Here is a 4,170-nt window from a genome sequence, read left to right as displayed (position 1 = left end):
ACTCGGCGGCCGACTCGTGGTCCACAGCGCCCCCGGCGCAGGCACCACCCTGCACGCCGAACTCCCCCTGCCACCCGCCCACAAAGCCCGGGACCCCCGAAGATGACCTGAACCGCACGGTGGGGGGTTCTCGCCGTCGCCAAGCACCACGACGCCGAGCGGGCAGTCGCCCTTCGACGTGCGCCCGACCCAGCTGGGAATGCAGACGCGCAGCATTGATGACGCGCCTCGTGGTCATCGGCCGCTGTCGGCCTCGAGCCGCGATTGGCACGCTGGGCGGTGACAGAAACCATGCGCACCAGGTGAAAACTGTCGCACACACGACGACCAAACCGCGACGTCGCTGACGTCGGAGTGATTGGCTGGGAAAGTTGGGCGAGGCGAGCGACTTTCCGGTGCCCTGGCTGATCAAGGGGATATCACGGCGCGAGGCGGGGTGCTGTGCCCATCCGCGATAGGCGGTGAGACCGCAGTCGGTCCGTGCCGTCGCTATCCCGCGGATGACCGCTTGTCGGTCCAGTCGATGACCAGCTTCCGCTCCTCGAACAGCCAGCGGCCCTCGTACCGCGCGAAGGTGTCAAGGTATCGAATGGACATGACCATCAGGGTGCGCTGACCGTTTTCGAGGAAAAGGTGGTGTGCCAGGCAATAGCTTTCGCCGGTGGCGCGGTCGCCGTTGAGGGTGATGGTGCTCTGCCCGTTGAAATGAGTGGTCACATCATAGTTGTCGAGGGCGGCGAAGGCTTCGGCGAGTTCAGCGTGCCCCCGTAGACGTTGGACCGGTTCGGATGTCGTGAGGTCCCCCTGGTAAACCTCCACGGTCCCATCGGGAACGAGAAGCGCCGCCTGATCTTTCGGTTTGCGGCGGTCGGCACAGTGTGCCCATGCGTCGACCAGGTCGCGGATGGCGAGCCTGTCGGCTGCTTCGCCCGTGGGAACGTCGGGATCAGTCATCGGGATAGTCCTTTTCTGCCGGCGTCACCGGCGTGATTCTGTGGCCCCGCCTGCGCGGTGCATCCGCCGTCAACGGGCAAACGTGGTCTGGCGACGAAGCTCGGCTGGGCAAGCACAGCCAGCCGACCGCGTTTCGGCGGCTCTCGGACACCGAGTATCCGCCTGGCCGGGCTAACCGGCAGGCCGGCGCCGGAGGAGATGTCGACGACCGAGCCGAATCCCTGAGCGGCCATCTGTCGCGGTTCGTGCTCCACCGAGAACAACATGCCACCGACCCGCGGTCGGCCGGAGGCCTCCCGGTACCCGGGCCTCCGGCCGGCGCGATGTGCGTGCCGGGCGTGAGCGAATTACAGTGTCCTCGGTGCCGGCAGGGGCACTAGATCTTGGTGTCGGTGAGCTGCTCGCTCAGCTCCCACAGGCGTGCGGCGGCGTGTGGGTCGATGGAGTGCTGCACCACACCGGGAGGCGTCTGGGTCCGTCCGGTCATCAGGGCGGCATCCTCTGGGCTGGGCGAGACCAGCGGTGACACTTCGTTGTTCTCGCAGTAGACGCCGCCCATGTCGTCGAGTTGCGGGCTGGTCGCGCACCAGACGGTGGTCGACGCTCCCTGCTGCGGTGTCTTGCGGTCGCTCTCCGGGTCGATGACGGGTGCGCTGTGCTCGTCGATGAGGCCCATCGATCGCAGTTGTTCCTGCGTCATCCAGGGGCTGAGGTTGGTGCCGACGATGAGGCCCGGGTGCAGGGCGAAAGCGCGTATACCCTCGCCCGCGCCGTGTTCGTCCAGCGCCACCGAGAAAAGGCAGTTGGCCGTCTTCGACTGGCCGTAGGCCTGCAGGCCGTCGTAATCGCGCCGTTCGAAGTGGATGTCGTCGAAGACAAGCGGTGCAATCCGGTTGATCCATGCCGAGACGTTGACCACCCGTGCACCGCCGGCCCGGCGCAGGGCGGGCCAAAGCCGTGTGGTGAGCTGGAAATGCCCCAGGTGGTTCGTCGCGAAATGCGCCTCGCAGCCGCGCGCGTCACGTGACAGGGGTACGCCCTGGATCCCGGCGTTGTTGATGAGCATGTGCACGGGCCGTCCGGATGCGACGAACCCCTCGGCGAACCTGTCCACCGAAGCCGGATCTGCCAGATCCAGCCGGTCGATCTCGACGCCGTCGATTCCGTCGAGAGCGGTCCGGGCCCGCTCTGGCGAGCGCACCGGGACGACGACCGTCGCGCCTGCGGAACACAGCGCACGTGTGGTCTCCAGGCCAATGCCGGAGTGGCCGCCGGTGACAATGGCGACCTTCCCGGACAGGTCGATACCCCGGACGACATCGGCGGCGGTGGACGCGGCGTCGAAGGCGGACCCGATCGGTTGTTGTGGGCTGGGCATGAATCTCTCCCCGTCTAACGAAGGTTTTCTCCAGCCTGCCACCGCAACCTAGGACTATGAATACTTGAGAGTCCGCATAACTTGCTCCATAGTACGGCTATGGCTGCTGACCCCTTGTCTGATGCGCTTGCACACATCGACGCACGCTGCGTCATCTCGGGCGGGTTCTCGATCGGCGGTGCCTGGGGTTTGAGCGTCTGGCCGCAGGCCCGCTTGAAGCTGATCGCCGTCGTACTCGGATCCTGCTGGCTCACTGCGGACGGAGTGCAGAATCCGCTCCGGCTTGAGGAGGGCGACGTGGCCGTGTTGAACGACCGGCAGGTGGTCGCGCTCGCCAGCGATCCGGCGCTCGAGCCGACAGACAGGACAGATCTCTTCGAGGACAACCCCGGTGCTGTGGTGCGCATCGGTGATGATCAAGAGGTCCTCGTCCTCGGTGGCCACATCGATGTCAACCGGGGCGGCGAAGACCTGCTGCTCACCGCCCTTCCGCCCGCGATGCACATCCGCGCGAGCGGGGCCGAAGCGCCCGCCGTGCGCTGGCTGCTCGACCGGCTCGCCCAGGAAATGGCGAGTCTCCGACCCGGTGCCACCGCCGCCGCGCAGCAATACGCTCAACTGTTGTTCGTCGAGGTTCTGCGCAGCCACCTGGCCGAGTCCGTCGCTCTCCCCCCTGGGTGGATCCGGGTCCTTGCCGACGAACGCCTCGCACCGGCGCTTCGATTGATGCACGCAGATCCGGGCCGACCCTGGCACCTGGACGACCTCGCACGGTCGGCGGCGATGTCCCGGACCACATTCGCCGCGCGTTTCAAGTCGACGGCGGGCGTACCGCCCCTGACCTACCTGCACCAGTGGCGCATGCGCCTGGCCATGCGCGCGTTGCGCGAGGAGGACGTACAGGTGAGTTCGCTTGCCGCCTCGCTCGGCTACTCCTCGGAGAGCGCCTTCAGCCACGCTTTCAAACGTACGACCGGGATCGCTCCCAGGCGCTACCGAGTGTTGTCGACGACGCCTGAGAGCTGAATCCTTGTCGGCGGGCGAAAAACCCGAGGGCTCGAGGCGGAGGCCGGGGGGATCCGCCGACTGCATCGGGCGGTCGAAGATGCCGACCAAGGTGATCGTCCGCAAGCTCGGGGCTTGGGCGTGTCTGGCAGGGCTTTGGCCCAGTTGATGGCTGGAGTCACACTCCCGGCCGCCGCGTGCCGCAGCCCGGGTGGAACAGCGATACAACGGGGAAGCCCCTCGGCGGTGAGGACCTCGAGCGGCCGCTCGGCGACGCGGCAGCGCCCGACCCCACCGTGGTACCGCCGGGGCCGCAGCGCCCGTACTCCTTCAGCGCCGTGGCCAGCGCGTTCAGCCGCCCGGACGCCGAGGAGCCTGCCCGCCAGCGACGCGTTGGCGTGCCCGAACTCCAACGACCCTGCCACACGGAGCAGGTCGTCGTAGTGCTCTGCGATCAGGTCGGTGTTGAGCTTGCGAGTCAGCGGCGGCCCGGTATGCGGACGCTTCCCCCTGCTCAAGCCGCAACGCCGTGCAGCCCACACCGGCCCCGCCCGTGAGGCGTCAGCGACGATCCTCGAGGGGAACCTCACAAACGTGTCGCAAGATCGGCTCATAGTACGTGGATATAGTCACTACGTGTCGGGGGTGCCCAGTCCGCTCTTTCCACAGGCATGTGCGTTGGCGGCTACTTTCGGCTGCCAGTAAGGGGCGCAAGCCAGTGCGAGAGGTGCGGCAGTGGGGTCTGCCCAGGGTCTGGTTGACACCTCACCTGTGAGGCTTCAGCCTCGCCTGGAAGGATGTCACCGTGCCCAAGCCCTACCCCCGTGAGTTCC

General features: G+C 67.0%; 4 protein-coding genes. 1 reads left to right on the top strand and 3 read right to left on the bottom strand.

The features are described from left to right. Window positions 1-489 precede the first annotated feature (489 nt). Both AB0K15_RS47875 and AB0K15_RS47870 read right to left on the bottom strand, forming a co-directional pair. On the bottom strand, window positions 490-954 hold the full coding sequence (locus tag AB0K15_RS47875) for a nuclear transport factor 2 family protein (protein WP_364067881.1): 465 nt from the start codon (window positions 952-954) through the stop codon (window positions 490-492). A 376-nt stretch (window positions 955-1,330) separates the two neighbouring features. Next, window positions 1,331-2,332 carry an SDR family NAD(P)-dependent oxidoreductase gene (locus AB0K15_RS47870; protein ID WP_364067879.1) on the bottom strand — a complete coding sequence of 334 codons (1,002 nt, stop codon included), beginning with the start codon at window positions 2,330-2,332 and terminating at the stop codon, window positions 1,331-1,333. 99 nt (window positions 2,333-2,431) lie between these two features. On the opposite strand from AB0K15_RS47870, the gene AB0K15_RS47865 reads away from it, so the two are divergent. Beyond that, window positions 2,432-3,358 (top strand): AraC family transcriptional regulator, encoded by a 927-nt coding sequence (locus tag AB0K15_RS47865; RefSeq protein ID WP_364067877.1) that lies wholly within the window; start codon window positions 2,432-2,434, stop codon window positions 3,356-3,358. On the opposite strand, the gene AB0K15_RS47860 is transcribed toward AB0K15_RS47865, so the two are convergent. Next, entirely contained in the window at window positions 3,325-3,951 is a 627-nt protein-coding gene (locus tag AB0K15_RS47860) for a Tn3 family transposase (protein WP_364067875.1), read from the bottom strand. The two genes, AB0K15_RS47865 and AB0K15_RS47860, sit on opposite strands and share 34 nt — an antisense overlap. Window positions 3,952-4,170: the final 219 nt, after the last annotated feature.

The organism is Amycolatopsis sp. NPDC049253 (assembly GCF_040678995.1).
In the GTDB taxonomy this organism is placed as follows: Bacteria; Actinomycetota; Actinomycetes; order Mycobacteriales; family Pseudonocardiaceae; genus Amycolatopsis.
The sequence above is the reverse complement of the archived record's forward strand: the minus strand, read 5'-3'. Positions and strand labels throughout refer to the sequence as shown.

What these genes read in the sequence shown, in the direction of transcription:
- AB0K15_RS47875 (WP_364067881.1), bottom strand. Translation starts at nt 954, where the DNA reads ATGACTGATCCCGACGTTCCCACGGGCGAAGCAGCCGACAGGCTCGCC.
- AB0K15_RS47870 (WP_364067879.1), bottom strand. Translation starts at nt 2,332, where the DNA reads ATGCCCAGCCCACAACAACCGATCGGGTCCGCCTTCGACGCCGCGTCC.
- AB0K15_RS47865 (WP_364067877.1), top strand. Translation starts at nt 2,432, where the DNA reads ATGGCTGCTGACCCCTTGTCTGATGCGCTTGCACACATCGACGCACGC.
- AB0K15_RS47860 (WP_364067875.1), bottom strand. Translation starts at nt 3,951, where the DNA reads ATGAGCCGATCTTGCGACACGTTTGTGAGGTTCCCCTCGAGGATCGTC.